Source organism: Ruegeria jejuensis (assembly GCF_041537905.1).
Lineage (GTDB): Bacteria > Pseudomonadota > Alphaproteobacteria > Rhodobacterales > Rhodobacteraceae > Ruegeria_C.
In genome coordinates this window covers 10,001-26,700 of record NZ_JBGRUO010000004.1, presented here as the reverse complement: position 1 = coordinate 26,700, position 16,700 = coordinate 10,001, and the positions used below count along the sequence as shown (strand labels likewise).

The 16,700-nt window shown below is 61.0% G+C and carries 17 protein-coding genes (1 of these 17 cut by a window edge); 7 read left to right on the top strand and 10 right to left on the bottom strand.

Features of this window, described 5'->3' with window-relative positions; all coding sequences use genetic code 11:
• Window position 1: 1 nt before the first annotated feature.
• Window positions 2-1,633, top strand: a complete 1,632-nt coding sequence (locus AB1E34_RS06155) for an ABC transporter ATP-binding protein (protein WP_372571457.1) — start codon at window positions 2-4, stop codon at window positions 1,631-1,633.
• Here AB1E34_RS06155 and AB1E34_RS06150 read toward each other — a convergent pair whose 3' ends face one another.
• Complete coding sequence (locus AB1E34_RS06150) at window positions 1,634-2,533, bottom strand: LysR substrate-binding domain-containing protein (protein WP_372571456.1); 900 nt, start codon at window positions 2,531-2,533, stop codon at window positions 1,634-1,636. It abuts the gene before it with no gap.
• A 96-nt stretch (window positions 2,534-2,629) separates the two neighbouring features.
• On the opposite strand from AB1E34_RS06150, the gene AB1E34_RS06145 reads away from it, so the two are divergent.
• Genes AB1E34_RS06145 through phnY form a run of 3 tightly spaced genes read left to right on the top strand, consistent with a single transcriptional unit; the run spans window position 2,630 to window position 6,544 of the window.
• Window positions 2,630-3,817, top strand: a complete 1,188-nt coding sequence (locus AB1E34_RS06145) for a 2-aminoethylphosphonate--pyruvate transaminase (RefSeq protein ID WP_372571455.1) — start codon at window positions 2,630-2,632, stop codon at window positions 3,815-3,817.
• An 18-nt stretch (window positions 3,818-3,835) separates the two neighbouring features.
• Window positions 3,836-5,080, top strand: coding sequence for a phosphonoacetate hydrolase (gene phnA, locus AB1E34_RS06140; RefSeq protein ID WP_372571454.1), 1,245 nt, complete (start codon window positions 3,836-3,838; stop codon window positions 5,078-5,080).
• Window positions 5,081-5,095: 15 nt separating this feature from the next.
• On the top strand, window positions 5,096-6,544 hold the full coding sequence (gene phnY / locus AB1E34_RS06135) for a phosphonoacetaldehyde dehydrogenase (protein ID WP_372571453.1): 1,449 nt from the start codon (window positions 5,096-5,098) through the stop codon (window positions 6,542-6,544).
• A 47-nt stretch (window positions 6,545-6,591) separates the two neighbouring features.
• Here phnY and AB1E34_RS06130 read toward each other — a convergent pair whose 3' ends face one another.
• From AB1E34_RS06130 to AB1E34_RS06105, 6 genes are all read right to left on the bottom strand, one after another.
• The gene (locus tag AB1E34_RS06130) at window positions 6,592-8,235 is read right to left on the bottom strand and encodes a DUF4139 domain-containing protein (protein ID WP_372571452.1); all 1,644 of its coding nucleotides are present in this window, start codon (window positions 8,233-8,235) and stop codon (window positions 6,592-6,594) included.
• 132 nt (window positions 8,236-8,367) lie between these two features.
• Window positions 8,368-8,559, bottom strand: coding sequence for a hypothetical protein (locus AB1E34_RS06125; RefSeq protein ID WP_372571451.1), 192 nt, complete (start codon window positions 8,557-8,559; stop codon window positions 8,368-8,370).
• 52 nt (window positions 8,560-8,611) lie between these two features.
• Window positions 8,612-8,791 carry a hypothetical protein gene (locus AB1E34_RS06120; RefSeq protein WP_372571450.1) on the bottom strand — a complete coding sequence of 60 codons (180 nt, stop codon included), beginning with the start codon at window positions 8,789-8,791 and terminating at the stop codon, window positions 8,612-8,614.
• A gap of 46 nt (window positions 8,792-8,837) precedes the next feature.
• On the bottom strand, window positions 8,838-9,074 hold the full coding sequence (locus AB1E34_RS06115; RefSeq protein ID WP_372571449.1) for a hypothetical protein: 237 nt from the start codon (window positions 9,072-9,074) through the stop codon (window positions 8,838-8,840).
• A 332-nt stretch (window positions 9,075-9,406) separates the two neighbouring features.
• Window positions 9,407-10,429, bottom strand: a complete 1,023-nt coding sequence (locus AB1E34_RS06110) for an aspartate-semialdehyde dehydrogenase (protein WP_372571448.1) — start codon at window positions 10,427-10,429, stop codon at window positions 9,407-9,409.
• 111 nt (window positions 10,430-10,540) lie between these two features.
• Complete coding sequence (locus tag AB1E34_RS06105; RefSeq protein WP_372571710.1) at window positions 10,541-11,578, bottom strand: glycosyltransferase family 4 protein; 1,038 nt, start codon at window positions 11,576-11,578, stop codon at window positions 10,541-10,543.
• Between the two features lie 146 nt (window positions 11,579-11,724).
• Between AB1E34_RS06105 and AB1E34_RS06100 the strand changes: the two genes are divergently transcribed.
• Window positions 11,725-12,882, top strand: coding sequence for a DUF3095 domain-containing protein (locus AB1E34_RS06100; protein ID WP_372571447.1), 1,158 nt, complete (start codon window positions 11,725-11,727; stop codon window positions 12,880-12,882).
• Here the strand turns inward: AB1E34_RS06100 and AB1E34_RS06095 are convergent.
• The gene (locus tag AB1E34_RS06095; protein WP_372571446.1) at window positions 12,875-13,642 is read right to left on the bottom strand and encodes an HpcH/HpaI aldolase family protein; all 768 of its coding nucleotides are present in this window, start codon (window positions 13,640-13,642) and stop codon (window positions 12,875-12,877) included. The genes AB1E34_RS06100 and AB1E34_RS06095 overlap by 8 nt on opposite strands.
• Window positions 13,643-13,778: 136 nt before the next feature.
• On the opposite strand from AB1E34_RS06095, the gene hpaR reads away from it, so the two are divergent.
• Complete coding sequence (hpaR, locus tag AB1E34_RS06090; RefSeq protein WP_372571445.1) at window positions 13,779-14,216, top strand: homoprotocatechuate degradation operon regulator HpaR; 438 nt, start codon at window positions 13,779-13,781, stop codon at window positions 14,214-14,216.
• A 44-nt stretch (window positions 14,217-14,260) separates the two neighbouring features.
• Here the strand turns inward: hpaR and iolB are convergent, their stop codons facing one another.
• Entirely contained in the window at window positions 14,261-15,088 is an 828-nt protein-coding gene (gene iolB / locus AB1E34_RS06085) for a 5-deoxy-glucuronate isomerase (protein WP_372571444.1), read from the bottom strand.
• Window positions 15,089-15,110: 22 nt separating this feature from the next.
• Window positions 15,111-16,112 (bottom strand): inositol 2-dehydrogenase, encoded by a 1,002-nt coding sequence (gene iolG, locus AB1E34_RS06080; protein WP_372571443.1) that lies wholly within the window; start codon window positions 16,110-16,112, stop codon window positions 15,111-15,113.
• Between the two features lie 198 nt (window positions 16,113-16,310).
• On the opposite strand from iolG, the gene AB1E34_RS06075 reads away from it, so the two are divergent.
• On the top strand, window positions 16,311-16,700 hold the start of the coding sequence (locus tag AB1E34_RS06075; protein WP_372571442.1) for an adenosine deaminase. Its footprint extends 630 nt past the window's final position; 390 of the gene's 1,020 nt are visible here — the first part of the coding sequence; the start codon lies at window positions 16,311-16,313; its stop codon lies beyond the right edge, outside the window.

Below are 16,700 nucleotides of genomic sequence, written 5' to 3'. Positions count from 1 at the left end.
CATGGCAAAGGAAATCCATAAAGACCGCGTTCTTGAGATCGACGATATCCGCGTCAACTTTGACACGCCCGACGGCACGGTCGAAGCGGTGCGCGGCGTGTCGATGCATGTCCGGCGTGGCGAGACGGTCGCTGTTGTGGGCGAAAGCGGGTCGGGCAAAAGCCAGATTATGATGTCGGCCATGGGGCTTCTGGCCTCGAACGGGCATGCGACCGGGTCGGTGCGCTATCGCGGGGACGAGATTCTGAACCTGCCGGTGAAGAAGCTGAACAAGATCCGCGGTGCCAAGATCTCGATGATCTTTCAGGAGCCGATGACCTCGCTCGATCCGCTCTACACCATTCAGGATCAGCTTTGTGAGCCGTTGATGGTGCATGGCGGGATGTCGCGGTCCAAGGCGCGAGCGCGGGTGCTTGAACTGCTCAAGCTGGTGCAGATTCCCGATCCCGAGCGGCGCATGAAGTCTTATCCATACGAGATGAGCGGCGGGCAGCGGCAACGGGTGATGATCGCCATGGCACTGGCCAATGATCCCGACCTGCTGATCGCGGATGAACCAACCACAGCGCTGGACGTGACCATTCAGGCCGACATCCTGCACCTGCTGGCCGAGCTTCAGGCGCGGCTGGGCATGTCGATCCTGTTCATCACCCATGATCTTGGCATCGTCGAGGCATTTGCCGACCGGGTCTATGTCATGCGCAAGGGCCAGTTGGAAGAAGAGGGCGCGACCGAGCAAATCTTCCATAACCCCGCCACCGATTACACCCGCATGCTGCTGGATGCCGAACCTTCGGGCGAGAAAGACGCCCCAGCTGCAGATGCTGAGGTGATGCTGTCAGGCAAGGATGTAGTGGTGACCTTTGGCTCGCCGGGTGGCTTTCTGACCAAGGACACGCAGTTCACCGCCGTCAAAGGCATTGACGTCGCCCTGCACCGGGAACAGACCATCGGTATCGTGGGTGAAAGCGGCTCGGGCAAATCGACGCTGGGTCGTGCCCTGCTGCAATTGCTGCCTTCGGATGGTCGCGTGGTCTATCTGGGGCAAGAGATCAGCGGGCTGGACCGGGCCCATATGAAGCCCTATCGCGATGGGCTGCAGATGGTGTTTCAGGACCCTTACGGGTCGCTCTCACCCCGGATGACGGTGAGCGAGATCATCACCGAAGGGCTGCTGGTTCACGAACCGGGCCTGTCCCAGCGCGAACGCGCCGACCGCGCGGCGCAGGCGCTGGACGATGTCGGGCTGGAATCCTCGATGCGCAACCGTTTCCCGCATGAGTTCTCGGGCGGGCAACGGCAGCGGATCGCGATCGCGCGCGCGGTGGTGCTGCGGCCCAAGGTGATCGTGCTGGACGAGCCGACCTCGGCGCTGGACCGCTCCGTGCAGAAACAGGTGATCGAGCTATTGCGGCGGCTGCAGAAGGAACATTCGTTGTCCTACCTCTTCATCAGCCACGATCTGGCCGTGGTCCGGGCGCTGTCGGACTACGTGATGGTCATGCGCGAAGGCGAGGTCGTCGAACAGGGGCTGACCGAACAGGTCTTTGATAACCCGACACAAGAGTACACCCGCAACCTGATGCGCGCGGCCTTCGATCTGCGGGAAATCCTGCGCGAGAAACTGGCCTGATCAAGGCTCGTGTGGCCCGTGTACCTCGCGGGCCACGTCCATGAAGGCGCGGATCACTCGCACATCGCGGCGCTGGGCAAGATGCACGATGGCCTCGCTCATCTCGGCCCGGATATCGCTGAGCGGGATTTGGCGCAGGCGGGCATCCTCGACATATTCTGCCCGCGAGACAAAACCGATCCCTGCGCCCGACGCGACCACCTCGCGCACCGCTTCGCGCCCTTCGGCGGTGATGGCCGGTTTCAGGTGAAGGCCGCGCGCCTCAGCCTGTTCTTCGAGCTTTTGACGCGTTTTAGAGCCTGCTTCGCGGAAGATCAGCGGATATTGTGTCAGGTCGGCAAGGGTCAGGTCGCGTTTGTGCGGCACCATATCGAGGGCTGCGAAGGCAGTGATCTCGGTCGAGGCCAGTTCGATCACCTCCATGTCCCGCCCCGGGGGCAAGCCACCGACAACCCCAATCTCGGCCGCGTAGCTGCGCAGATGTGCGACCACCTCGGCGGTGTTGCCCGAGCGCAGGGAAATCGTCACATTCGGATAGCGCGCCCGGAACCGGCCCAGCAGGTCGGTGACGTGATGGGCGGAATCCGCGATGATGCGCAGCTCGCCATCAATGGCGGCTCCGGATTCCGACATCACCTCTTCGATCTGCTGTTCAACCTCAAAAAACTGCCGCGTCAGGTGAAACAGGCGCTCTCCGGCCCCGGTCAGGCGGACGCGTTTGCGTTCGCGGTGAAACAGCAGCACGTCGTGATCCTGCTCAAGCTTGCGCACCTGCTCGGAAATCGCCGGCTGTGTCAAGTTCAACGCCTCGGCGGCACGCGAAAATCCACCTGTTAGAGCCACATTGTGGAAGGCTTTTAACTGACTGTAGCGGACTGGGACCGTCGCCGAATTGCGCATAAATGAAACCTATGGATTGATCGCTTAATTCAATTTCACATATGGACCCTGCTTTGGCAAATATGGCGGCAGCGCATCAGCTCGGGAATCGCGGCCATGACTTCGCAACATCGCAGGATCGAGGCACCGAGGCTGGGCGAACCCTATCTGCTGACGCCCGGCCCGCTGACCACGTCTTATGAGGTGAAAGAGGCGATGCTGCGGGATTGGGGCAGTTGGGACGATGATTTCCGCGCCATGACCCGCGAGTTGCGCACCCGATTGCAGGCACTCCTCGGCCCTGGGGCTGAGGCGTTCGACTGCATTCCCATTCAGGGCTCCGGCACCTATGCGGTCGAGGCGATGCTGGGCAGTTTCCTGCCCTGCGACGGCAAGGCGCTGGTTTTGGCCAACGGGGCCTACGGGCAGCGAGCGGTCAAGACGCTGGCCTGTCTGGGACGCGATCACACGGTTCTGGACAAGGGCGATTACCTGCCACCGCGCGGCACAGAGGTCGCCCGCCTTCTGGCCGAGGATCCTGCGATCACACATGTGGTTGCGATCCATTGCGAGACCTCCAGCGGTATTCTGAACCCGATCGACGAAATAGCCGAGGCGACCCATGCTGCCGGGCGCAAGCTGCTGATCGATTCCATGTCGGCCTTTGGAGCGATTGAGCTGCGGCCCTCGGATATCCGCTACGAGGCGATGGTCTCTTCCGCCAATAAATGCATCGAAGGGGTGCCGGGATTCGGTTTCGTCATTGCCCGCACCTCTGAATTGGAGGCAGCGCAGGGCAATAGCCACTCTCTTGCACTGGATGTATTTGACCAGTGGGAATGCATGGAGCGGACCGGCCAGTGGCGGTTCACCCCGCCGACCCATGCGGTCGCGGCCTTTCTGCAAGCGCTACGTGCCCATGAGGCAGAAGGCGGCGTTGCCGGGCGCGGCGCACGCTATACCCGGAATCGCGATGTTGTTGTCGACGGGATGCGCGCGCTGGGGTTCGAGACCCTGCTTGATGACCGCTGGCTCAGCCCGATCATCGTGACCTTCTTCTGCCCGGACGATCCGCGTTTTGACTTCAACCGGTTTTATGAGTTGATGAAAAACAGAGGGTTCATCATCTATCCCGGCAAGCTGACCGTGGTCGACAGTTTCCGGATCGGCTGCATCGGGCAGATGGACGAGCATGTGATGCGGCAGGTGGTCGAGGCCGCCAAAGAGACACTTGATGACATGGGGGTGGCCAGCGCCGCGCCGCCCGCCGCCGCCCTGAAAGAACGCGCCAAACTGGCCGCCTGATCTGACAAAGGAACCGAAATGACCCTGCATACCCCCGTCGAGGCCAATGAGCGCGTCTATCCGATGCCCAAAGTGCCCGCCATCGCCATCTGTCTGGATGGGTGCGAGCCGGAGTATCTGGACAAGGCTATCGCCGATGGGTTGATGCCGACCCTCAAACGCATGCGCGAGGCAGGCACCGACCGGCTGGCACATTCGGTGATCCCCTCCTTCACCAACCCCAACAACCTGTCCATCGCAACCGGGCGTCCGCCCAGCGTGCATGGTATTTGCGGCAATTACCTGATCGACCCGGAAACTGGCGAAGAGGTGATGATGAACGATGTCCGCTTCCTGCGCGCGCCGACCGTGTTCAAACAGTTCTACGATGCCGGTGCCAAGGTCGCCATCGTCACCGCCAAGGATAAGCTGCGCGCGCTCTTGGGGGCGGGGCTGAAGTTCGACGAGGACCGGGCAAAATGCTTTTCGGCGGAGCGCTCCGACAGTTCCACCGCTGCCGAGCACGGGCAGGACAAGGCCAGCGCATGGTTGGGCATGCCCCAGCCGGAGGTCTATTCCGCCGACCTGTCCGAGTTCGTCTTTGCCGCCGGGGTCAAGCTGCTGAAAGATTGGCAGCCGGATGTGATGTATCTGACCACGACAGATTATGTGCAGCACAAATTTGCCCCCGAGGATGCCGAGGCGAAATCCTTCTACGAGATGTTCGACCGCTACCTGACCGAGCTCGACGCCATGGGCGCGGCCATCGTCGTGACCGCCGACCACGGCATGAAGCCGAAACATCATGCCGATGGCTCGCCCAATGTGGTCTATGTGCAGGACCTGATGGATCAGTGGCTGGGCAAGGACGCCGCCCGCGTCATCCTGCCGATCACAGACCCATATGTGGTGCATCACGGGGCGCTGGGCTCATTTGCCACCGCCTACCTGCCTGACGGCGCGGACCGGGCGGATGTGATCGCCAAACTGCGGGCGACCGATGGCATCACCCATGTGCTGAGCAAGGAAGAGGCCATCGCGCAGTTCGAACTGCCCGGTGACCGGATCGGAGACGTGGTCATGGTTTCGGGCGAGAATATCTGCATCGGCACCTCGGAACATCGCCACGATCTGGCCGCTCTCAAGGAACCGCTGCGCAGCCATGGTGGGCTGACCGAACAGGAAGTTCCGTTTATCGTGAACCGCAGGATCGACCTGCCCTCGCAACCGGAGCTTCGCAACTTCGATGCGTTTTTCTATGCAACAACAGCGGCGGCGCTTTGAATGATGGATGGACCAATGAAAAAGGCTGACATTCGCAACGAAGGCATGCGCATCGGGGGTGAAATTATCTTCACCGACGATGTGGTGCCCGTGCACTATCCCTATACCGATGAGGTGGTGGGCACCGTTCCGGCCGGTACTGCAGAACACGCCAGGCGCGCCTTTGAGATCGCGGCGAATTACAAACCGACACTCAGCCGCTATGAGCGCAGTGAAATCCTCAAGCACGCGGGCGAGCTTATTGGTGAGCGTCGAGACTATATGGCCAAATGGCTGACACTGGAGCTTGGCATCTGTCATCAGCACGCCATCTACGAGACGAAGCGCGCCCAGGATGTTTATCAGTTTGCCGCCGCGCAGGCGATGCATGACGATGGTGAGATTTTCTCCTGCGACCTGACCCATAACGGCAAGGATCGCAAGATCTTCACCACACGCGAGCCGGTGCGGGCGATCTCGGCGATCACGCCGTTCAACCACCCGCTCAACATGGTCAGCCACAAGATCGCGCCGTCAATCGCGACCAACAATTGCATGGTCTGCAAACCGACCGAACTGACGCCTCTGACCTGTCTGGCGCTGGCCGATATCCTCTATGAAGCAGGGCTGCCGCCCGAGATGTTCCAGGTGGTGACCGGCTGGCCGCAGGATATCGGCGACGAGATGGTGACAAATGAAAATATCGACATCATCACCTTCACCGGCGGGGTTCCGGTCGGCAAGATCATCGCCGAAAAAGCGGGCTACAAGCGGCAGGCGCTGGAGCTTGGCGGCAACGATCCCCTGATCGTGCTGAACGACCTTGACGATGCGGATCTGGACAAGGCCGCCACGATTGCGGTGGCCGGGGCCACTGGCAACTCCGGGCAGCGTTGCACCGCTGTAAAACGCATTCTGGTGCAGGAAAGTGTCGCGGGTCGCTTTGTGCCGCTGGTGTTGGAAAAGGCCAAGGCGATCAAGTTCGGTGACCCGCAAGATCCAGAGACGCAGCTGGGCTGCGTGATCCATGCGCAGGCGGCGGAACTGTTCGAAAAGCGGGTCTATATGGCGGAAAAAGAGGGGGCTGAGATTCTCTATCACCCCGGTCGCGACGGCGCGCTGCTGCCGCCCATCGTGGTCGACAAGGTGCCCCATGACAGCGAATTGGTGATGGAGGAAACCTTTGGCCCCATCGTGCCCATCGTGCGCGTGCCTGATGATGATGCCGAGGTGATGCGGATTTCAAACTCGACCGAGTTCGGCCTGTCCTCGGGCGTCTGCACCAATGACCTGAATCGCGCCATCGCCTTTGTCAACGGGCTGGATGTGGGCACCTGCAATATCTGGGAACAGCCCGGCTATCGGATCGAGATGTCGCCCTTTGGCGGCATCAAGGATAGCGGCAATGGCGTCAAGGAAGGCGTCATTGAGGCAATGAAGTTCTTCACCAATGTGAAGACCTATTCGCTGCCCTGGCCGCGCTGACCCGGGATTGAGGGGTCGCCTCGAAAGCGGCCCTTCTTTGGCTCTAATCAACGCAAAACCATATCTTCCGGCCAACTCAGCGTGGTGTCGAGCTGGATGGTCTGGCTTTGCCCCGGCGCCAGCGTCAGATCCCAGGCCAGGATGCCACGCTGTTTGTCGACATTCATCTCGGAAGGTTTCGGGCGCGCGACCCACTGGATTTCCAGATCTTCCTGCTGCGAATAGGGCACGCGGTCGAGAATGCGCAGCGGCCAATCCTCTTCGGTGAGGTTTTCGACCTCAATCTCGACCCGATCCTCGCGCTGGTTCGAGCGGGTCAGAATGCCCCGATCCCCCTCGTTCTGGTCCAGAATATCCCGCGTCAGCCGCAACCCTTCGATAGGGCCAAACCCGATATCGGTCTCCTCGCCCGAGGTCAGCCCCTGGAATGCCTCAAACCCCACCAGTTGGCCATCCACATAATGGGTCGCGTGGCTGCTTGGGATCAACTCGCGCCCGGTGGAATTAACCATCCGGGCGACGCGATAGGCGGTTTGATCATAGATCGGCACCGCGACGGCCCGAACATCCGCTGCCTCGGTGAAGCTGTCCAACTGCAGCTTGAGGATATCGGCGCCGGAGGCAATCGAAACTGGTTCGGAATAGGTGAGGAGCAGATTGCTTTCGGACCACAGCTCAACCTCTTCGACGATGACGGGGGGTTCGACGACCGGTTCTGCCAGACTGCCGGCATCTGCCTCCATCGTCCTTGGTGCTGCGGCCACAAGTTCCCGTTGTTTCAGAAGCGGTCTGGGCTCTTCGATACGGCGCAGATATGGGAACAGCGTCTCGGCGGCGATCTGCCCCGTTGCCTCGGTTGTCGACAGGTGTAGTGTGACATCGGTCCAGTTTTCACCGGTCTCCTGTTGCACCAACGCGCTGCGTTTGATCTCGACGCTGGGATCGTCGCCGGTGATCAGGTTGAAATCATAGGTCGGGGCCCAACTGGTCTCGTAGTTGACCAGATAGCTCAGGGTCAGGTCCGAGGTCACAGGTTCGGTCGCGCTGACCTCGACCGCGATATAGAGTCTGTCTGCATCTTCCAGCGCAATTGCGGCAAGCGCTTGCTGCGCCTGTGCGAGGTCTTGGTTGAGGTCTTTCAGCGCCTCTTCGATCGCTCTGGCGCGAACCTCGCCATCCAGTGCGGTCTGGCTGGCCGCGCCTGCCTCTTCGCGGATCATGCGGGCAATGTCGCGCAGGGTATCCGCGCCAGCCTCGGCCATGCTTTCATTCTCGCCCAGCTTACGCAGAAACTCGATCGAAACCTCCGAGGCTGCCACCGCCGCGCGGGCCTGCGCCGCGTCGTCGCGCACGCTGCGGATGCGCTGTTCGATCTCTTCGATCCGCGTCTCGGCGGCCTTCACCTCGGGCGCGGTTGCGTCATGGGGCGGGCTGAAGTCATCGCGAATGATGGTGCCGATCTGACGCACGCCGCTGACAGTGACCCGCAGGCTTTCTGCCGCTGCGCTGTCGGGGACGCCGCGCAACACCAGCCGATGTTTGCCAGCAGGGATCTCGACACTGCCCGTGCGCAGGATCGTCGCGCTGTCGGGATGCATCGTCACCTCGGTGACTTTGCTGGTTGCCGGAATGACATCAGCCCGGACCGGCAGGGCACAGATGAGTGCAATCAATGAAATCGTGAAACGCATGGCTCAACCTCGTTGGAACTCGGGGTGAGCTTTGCAATCGGTAGGGGAATGCGCAAGGGTGCCGCCAAAAAAGCGAAAGACAACCTTTCGGTTGCCTTCCGCCACCGGGGGCTGTTGATCGAAGTGTAGGGGTCAGGCTGCCAAAGCTGTCTCGGCGGGTTTGCTGCGGCACGAGGTGAAGACCAGCGGTGGCATGCGCTCGGCGCGACGTTCCGCGAAGCTCAGGATATGCTCGCTGCGGGACGTGTTCTGGCGGGTGCGCTTCAGGTGGGCAAGAGCGGACAGGCGGTTGGCGCGGGCGGTTTCGAGAAACGATTGTGTCATGGTCATTCCTTGGCTGGGGGCGAAGATGTAAAAAGTGATCGAGGAAATTAGATCAGGCAGCGTCGCCCGAATGTCCCCACATGTTGGTGACGAAGAATACGCCATTTGGTGTGCGCACCGGATGGGGGCGGGTGCGCCAGTCCTCGATCGAAACGATATTGTCGGAGTGGTGGGGCTGCGATGTTTTAGGCGCGGTGGATGTGGTGGCGGTGAGGGCGATTACATTGGTCATGGTCTAATTCCCCTTTGATCAGGCTCTGTCCCGATCTGGTTGCGGCTCAGTCCGGTTGGTTCGGTGTGAGGGTTTGCGCGGACGGTTTGGGACTGCTCGGGGTTTCATCGCGTTTTGCGTGTTTGTTGGGCTCCAGCCGGTGGGCTTGATTGAACAGCTTTTCGAGCTCGGACTGTGTCAAATCCGGAAGCCGCTGGCGGCTGTCACCTGCTGTGGAATTTTCAATGCGCATAACCCGCGCCGCAACTTTACCGGTACTACGAGAGAGCGCGTTGGGAGCCATCCGCCATCTCCTTTGTTCGGTTTTTGTCGTCTATGGCCTCATGGTTCGGGCGAAATCTGCCCGGAATCGTGCAATTTCGTGGCGGAAATGTGGTAAATCACACTTTTAACGGGAAATTAACTATCTCTGTTCGCAATCTGGTCGCGAGATCGCCATGATTTTGAGACTCGGGCAGTATTTTGTTCGCGCTTAATACAAGAAACCGAATCGCTTCACCCTCGCCTCGCGCGTCGGTTGCACCTGTGCAGGGGGCCGCCGGGATGAAAACAAAACACCGCCCGATCCGATTTAGATCGAGCGGTGTCTCAAATTGACATTAAATTCTAAGGGGTTCAGCCCTTCTTGAGAACCTCACGGCCCAGCAATTCGGCGATCTGAACTGCGTTCAGGGCGGCGCCCTTGCGCAGGTTGTCGCTGACGCACCACAGGTTCAGCCCGTTGTCGATCGTTGAATCCTGCCGGATACGGCTGATGAAGGTGGCGAAATCGCCGACGCATTCCACCGGCGTGACGTAGCCGCCAGCCTCGCGCTTGTCGATCACCATCACGCCCGGTGCCTCGCGCAGGATATCGCGGGCTTCGTCCTCGTCGAGGAAATCCTCGAACTCGATATTCACCGATTCCGAATGGCCGACAAAGACCGGCACCCGTACGCAGGTCGCGGTGACCTTGATCGCCGGGTCCACGATCTTCTTGGTTTCGGCGACCATCTTCCATTCTTCCTTGGTCGAACCGTCTTCCATGAAGGTGTCGATATGGGGAATGACGTTGAAGGCGATCTGCTTCTGGAAGGTCTTGGGCGGATGTTCCGAGGTCGGGTTGTATACCGCCTTGGTCTGATCCCAAAGCTCGTCCATGCCGTCCTTGCCCGCGCCGGACACCGACTGGTAGGTCGAGACGACGACACGCTTGATCTTGGCGCGGTCATGCAGCGGCTTCAGCGCCACCACCATCTGCGCGGTCGAGCAGTTGGGGTTGGCGATGATGTTCTTCTTGGCATAGCCGTGGATCGCCTGCGGATTGCACTCGGGCACGATCAGCGGGATATCCGGGTCGTAGCGGTAGAGCGACGAGTTGTCGATCACCACACAACCAGCGGCGGCTGCCTTGGGCGCGTAATCCTTGGTCGCGGCAGAGCCCACGGCAAACAGCGCCATGTCCCAGCCGGTGAAATCGAAATTGGCCAGATCCTGGGTTGTCAATGTCTTGTCGCCAAAGCTGACTTCGGTGCCCAGCGAACGGCGGCTTGCCAGCGCGGCAAGTTCGTCCACGGGGAACTGGCGTTCAGCCAGAATGTTCAGCATTTCGCGGCCCACGTTACCCGTGGCGCCGACGACAACGACGCGATAGCCCATCTTATTGTCTCCTGGATTAAGGACGCGGCTACATAGCCGTGTTCATCGCGAGAAAAAAGAGGCAATAGCGGGATAATGGACAGATCACGTGACGTTTGTGCCGGTTTGTGGTCACGTTTCGCCGAGCAGGCCGCGATAGACCTCGATAATGGCGCGCGCCTCGCTTTCGATGGCGAAGTTTGATTCCACATGTTCGCGGGCGGCTATCCCCGCGCTTGCCAGAGCTGCGCGGTCGTCGATCATTTGACGCAGCGCCTCGGTCAGCGCATCTGCATTGTCCTTTTCGGCGAGCCGCCCGGTTTTGCCATCAACGATCTGGGCGCTGAAGGCCCCGACATCATGGCAGGCCACCGCAGGCACGCCCGAAGCCATCGCCTCAAGCGGGGTCAGGCCAAAGCCCTCATGCCGGGCTGGGGCGACGAAGAGGTCAAGCGCGCGGTAGGTCCTGACGATCTCGTCCCACGGACGCTCACCCAGAAAGCGCACACGGTAAGCGATCCCCGCTGCGGCCAGCTTCTGTTCCTGTTCGGCTTGAAAGGCTTCGAACTCTGAGGTGGCGCGCCCGGTAAAGACGATATGGATATCGGGTCGGGACGGCAGCAGGTCCACCGCCGCGTCCACCAGCAGGTCAACGCCCTTTTGCGGCCTGATCCGCCCGAAACAGCCGATCAGCAGCCCCTCGGGCAGGTTCAACTCGTGGCGCAGCGCGGCTTTGTCCTCGGCGGGATGAAACAGCTCTGTATTGACGCCGTGCATGATGACCCTTGCTGGATGTTCGAGAAACGAGGCGGCCTGCGGTGAGGTTGCGATCAGCCCGTCCATCTTTGAGATCAGCCATTTGGTATAGCCGGAATGATCTCGCTGCGCGGCAGACGTAAAGAGCAGTTTGAAGTTGCAGCGCAGGACATGTTTCAGGAACAGCCCCATGACCATCTCGGTATTGCGCCTTGCGTGCCAGACCCGCGACAGCCTGCGCGACAGGAATGGCACTTTGATCAGCGGGATATGCGGCACTTCGGGCGGCAGGCCTGGCCCGGTTGCGGCGATCCCGATCCACTGGCTTTGCAGTGGCACCAGACGGATCACGGTTGTGGTCACGCCGGACAGCCTGCGCTTGAGATTTGGGGCGATGACGCGCAGGTCCTGCATCAGTGACATATATCCTTTGGCGGCGGGTGCATCCGCACCCCGTCTGGACCGCGAATGTGATCCGGGCGGCATGGCATGCCGTATATCTCAAGACACCAGCAGGTTTCCATGGGTGTTTCAATTGGTTTAGATTGTATGTTCAGGTTATGGATCAGCACATTTCAAGCAGTGACTATTTCGCAGGACTGCCCCTGATCAGCCGTTTTGCTGACCTGACCGACCTCGCAAACTACACATCCTTGCCCGATGGCTGGCAGATCGGCACCGCGGATATCGTCGGATCGACCCGCCATATCGCCGAGGGGCGTTACAAAATGGTGAATATGGTCGGGGCGGCGGTGATCTCGTCCCAGATCAATGCCGGCGGCGGGCATGCCTTCCCCTATGTGTTTGGGGGCGACGGGGCGAGCTTTGCGGTCCCTCCTGAGTTTTCCGAAACCAGCCGCGCCGTACTTGGCGTCATGCGGCGTTGGGCGGAAGAGGAGTTCGGACTGGAATTGCGGGCAGCCCAATTCCCGATTGGCGAGATCAGAGAGGCAGGGCTGGATGTCGTGGTCTCGCGGTATCAGGCCTCGACAGGGGTTGATTATGCGATGTTCGGGGGCGGTGGCCTGTCCTGGGCAGAGGCGCGGATGAAGGAGGGTATGAACGCCATCCCGCTGGCCGATCCCGGTGCGCAGCCTGACCTGACCGGATTGTCCTGCCGCTGGAACAATGCACCCGCGCGCAACGGCACGATCCTGTCGGTGGTGATCCAGCCCTGTCCAGAGACCGCGCCGGGCGATTTCGCCGCCGTGACCCGGCAGATCGTGGCGGTGGTCGAAACGCTCAGCCGTGGCGGGCATCCGTTGCCGCTGGGCGGTCCCGGTGTGCGCTGGCCGCCACCGGGCCTCGCGCTTGAGGCGCACGTGTCGCGCGGGGGCCGGTCGCTGCTGCGGCGCAAGGCAGAGCTTCTGGTTGGCAATCTGATCGCATGGTTCTTCTTCAAGACCGGTGTGAAAGCGGGGGAGTTCGACCCGGTCCATTACGCCGATATGGTCACTAACAACGCCGATTTCAGGAAATTCGATGACGGGCTGAAAATGACGCTGGATTGCGATGCCGCGACGGTGGAGCGCCTGCGTCAGATCCTTGAAGCGGCCGAAGGCAGGGGCATCCTGCGCTTTGGCCTGTTCGAGCAGGACGAAGCGATGACCACCTGCTTTGTGCCCTCGGTGGTCCGCGACGATCATATCCATCTGGTGGACGGCGCCTCGGGCGGCTATGCGCGCGCCGCCGAGCAGATCAAATCCACGATCAGCTGAGCCATTGCCGCGCCTTTGCGCGCGCCGCCTGCGCCAGCAGAACCACGTCGAGCCCCACGGCCATGAATTGCGTGCCCATATCCAGATAGGCCTGCACCGCCTCGTCGGTCACGCCGAGGCAGCCCGGCGCCTTGCCGGATGCCTTGATACGGGTGATCGCGTCGGCAATCAGCGCGCGCACTTCGGGGTCGGCGCTGTTGCCATGCAGCCCCATATCGGTCGACAGGTCCGCCGGGCCGATAAAGACACCGTCGATGCCCTCAACGGCCAGAATGTCGTCCAGCGCCGCGATGCCCGCGCGGCTCTCGACCTGAACCAGCAGGCAGATCTCGTCTCCGGCGGTTTTGACGTAATCGGTGATCTCGCCATACCGCGTCGCGCGCGCCGCCGCGGCACCAACGCCACGCGTGCCGCTTGGCGGATAGGTCACGGCGCGGACCAGCTCGCGCGCCTGTTCGGCGCTGTCGACCATCGGGACCAGCACGGTTTGCGCCCCGGCATCCAGCACCTGCTTGATGATCCAGGTCTCACCGATGGGCACCCGGACCACCGGATGCGACGCGCTGGCCTCCAGCGCCATCAGTTGGGCGCGGATCGAGCGGATATCGTTGGCGGCGTGTTCGCCATCGATCACCAGCCAGTCGAACCCGGTCGTTCCCATTACCTCTGCCGTCACTTCTTCGGCAAAGCTGAGCCAGCAGCCAATCTGCCGTTTGCCCTGTTTCAGAGCCTGCTTGAATGTGTTTTTTGGTGCTGGCATTGTCCCGTCTCCCTTTGCCCCAAGCGCCCCGACAAAACGCGATCTGATGCGGGGATTGCAAGCGATTTGTCATTTAATCGTCATATGCTTACCCCTCTGTGGTTGCAGCCTACGGCGCTTTGGGTGACAGTGGGACATGACCAAGACTTTGCCACGTACCTCCCGTTCTCTTCCCATCGCGCTGCTGCGGGCGCGCGAGCAGGTGATGGGCCCGGTGCGTGCGATGCTGGCCGATGTGGGGATCACCGAACAGCAATGGCGCGTGCTGCGGGTGTTGAAAGAGGATGGCCCGCAAGACCCGACCCGGATTGCCGACAAGGCCTGCCTGCTGCTGCCCAGCCTGACGCGCATCCTGCAAAACCTCGAAGGCAAGGGGTTAATCGAGCGCGAAACCGACCAAACCGACCGACGCCGTCAGATCGTGGGCGTCACGAACGCGGGCGAAAAGATCATCAATGACAATCTCGACAAGAGCATCGCATTGCTTGAGGCCACCCGCGCGCGGTTGGGCGCGGAGAAATACGAGATGCTGCTGGATCTCTTGAACGAGCTCGACGACCGCAACAGCGAATGACAGCATATCTCTGGCTGCGGTAAAGCAATTGCCGGGCGCAAGCGTCAGGCATCACGTTGTGCGATCCAATCGTGATCGGGATCATTCTTGAACCGCCATTTGCGCAGCGGTCCGGCCATCACGTTCAGGTAGTACATCTCATACCCGTAAGGCGCGCCGCAGGGGTGATGCCCTTTGGGCACCAGAACCACATCGCCATCCTTGACCGCCATGGTCTCGTCCAGCGATCCATCCTCGGTATAGACGCGCTGGATGCCAAAGCCCTGACCGGGGTTGAGGCGGTGATAATAGGTCTCTTCCAGATAGGTCATGTCGGGAAAGTTGTCTTCGTCGTGGCGGTGGCAGGGATAGCTGGACCAGTTGCCGTCCGGCGTGAACACTTCGGTCACCAGCAGGCTGCCGGCGACATCGCGGTCTTCCATCGCGATGTTGTTGATATGGCGGGTGTTCTGGCCTTTGCCGCGCGGGGTCAGGGTGATGCCCTCGGGACCGAGCCGCTGTGCCGGATGGGTGCCGTGGCCCGGGGCGGTGCAGACCGCCAACACGCAATCACTTGTCGCCGTGGCGGACCAGTGATCGTCATCGGGGATATAGGCGCAATGGGGCGGGGTTTTCTCGAACACGTTCATCCGGTCACCCATCTCGCCGAAATCGAGACTGTTGCAGGCGATCTGCGCCCTGCCTTCGACCAGAACCAGAATGGTCTCGCGGTCTCCGGTCGGCTCTGACACCCGCTCGCCCGCTTTCAGATGATAGAGGCCAAATCCCACATAGGCCCAATCGGGGCTTTGCGGGCCGCGCGCGCTGCCGGGCGTGATGTCATGCACCTTGCCTGAGGTCCCGGAGGGCTTTCGCAGCAAATCACTTTTCAAGATGTGTCTCCCATTGGGTGCCTCAAGTGATCTCGGAGATCTTGACGCTGCGACCCTCGGCCACGGATTTCAGCGCAGCTTCGGCCAGTGCCAGCGCTTTCAGCCCGTCCTCGCCCGAGGGCGAGACCGGTGCGCCATCGCGGATCGTAGCGATGAAGCCCGAGATTTCGGCGGCGTAGGCCTCGGTATACCGCGTCATGAAGAAATCATGCAGCGGCGGGCGGGTATAGCCGGTGCTATTGGCGATCTCGATCGAGACCGGTCGCTGGTTCTCGGCCGAGACCATGGCGGTCGAACCATGTACCTCGATCCGCTGGTCGTAACCGTAGTTCGCGCGGCGGGAATTCAGGATCGTGCATTGTTTGCCGCTGGCTGTGCGCAGCATGACCATGGCGGTATCGAAATCACCATGATCGGCAACTTCCGCGTCGACCAGCACCGACCCGGTCGCCTGAACCGTCTCGACTTCTTCATCCAGCAGGAACCGCGCAATGTCGAAATCATGAATGGTCATGTCGCGGAAAATGCCGCCCGAGACGTCGATATACTCCATCGGCGGCAGGCCGGGATCGCGTGAGGTGATGGTGATCTGTTCCACCGCGCCAATCTGGCCTTCGGCAATCGCAGCTTTGACCGCAGAGAAATGCGGGTCGAAGCGCCGGTTGAAGCCCAGCATCAGCTTTGCGCCGGTCTCATCCACCGTAGCAAGGCAGGCGCGCACGCGGGCAATATCCAGATCGATCGGCTTTTCACAGAAAATCGCCTTGCCCGCATGGGCGAACCGCTCGATCAGATCGGCATGGGTGTTGGTCGGTGTGCAGATGACCACGGCATCCACATCATCAGAGGCTTCGACCTCGTCAATACTGCGCAGATCACAGCCGAACTCGGCGGCCACCGCATTGGCGGCCTCTGCAAACGGATCCGAGACCGAGACCAGCACCGCGTCCGCGTTGCCCGAAATTGCCTTGGCATGGACCTTGCCGATGCGCCCTGCGCCAAGCAGGGCCATTCTTACCTTCATGTCGTCTCTCTTTTCTTCTCGCGATCCGCACCAGCGCACAGACCCTTGCGTTGCCGCGAAGATGTCAGCGACGCGGGGTTATCGCAAGTTTGCTGTGACGCGAGGATGAATATTTGCTCAAATGACTTCCGCGGCCCTTGCCCGGTGGCGGCAGAGGACTCATCCTTGAACAAATCCCATTTTGCCCCGGAGGCCCGGATGACCGACCTAGCCAACGCCCTGATCGACACCTTGCCGAAAGCGGAGCTGCATCTGCATATCGAGGGCACACTGGAGCCTGAGTTGATGCTGGAACTGGCCAGGCGCAACAAGGTCGACCTGCCATATGAAACGGTCGAGGATGTGCGCAATGCCTACCAGTTCGACTGCCTGCAGGATTTCCTCGACATCTATTACCTTGGCATGTCGGTTCTGATCACCGAGCGCGATTTCCACGATCTGACCTGGGCCTATCTGATGCGGGTGCAGCAGGACGGGCTGACCCATGTCGAGATGTTCTTCGACCCGCAGGCCCACACTGATCGTGGCGTTGCCTTTGAGACCGTCGTCGCTGGTATCACTTCGGCGCTTGAGCAGGCTAGGCGCGAA